At 67.6% G+C, this 373-nt stretch carries 1 protein-coding gene; it reads left to right on the forward strand.

Annotated features, from left to right (window positions below; all coding sequences use genetic code 11):
* Window positions 1–373, forward strand: a 373-nt coding sequence (locus AC0L3U_RS38650) for a carboxyl transferase domain-containing protein (protein WP_473364999.1), incomplete at both ends; no start/stop codon positions are given.

A 373-nucleotide genomic window follows, 5' to 3' on the forward strand; every position in this document is an offset into this window, starting at 1 on the left:
GCTCGTGCACCGCCGGCGGAGCGTATGTGCCGGCCATGGCCGACGAAGCGATCATGGTGCGCCAGCAGGCGACTATCTTTCACGCCGGCCCGCCGCTGGTGAAGGCCGCCACCGGCGAAGTGGTCAGTGCCGAAGACCTCGGTGGTGCCGACGTGCACTGCCGAATCTCCGGCGTGGCCGACCATTATGCCGACAACGATGAGCATGCCCTGGCCCTGGCCCGGCGCAGTGTGGCCAACCTCAATTGGCGCAAGCTGGGTGAATTGCGCCAACGCCCGCCCGTGGCGCCGCTGTACAGCAGCGAAGAGCTTTACGGCGTGATCCCGGCCGACGCCAAGCAGCCGTTCGATGTGCGCGAAGTGATCGCGCGGCT

Source organism: Bradyrhizobium sp. Kon69 (genome assembly GCF_055807515.1).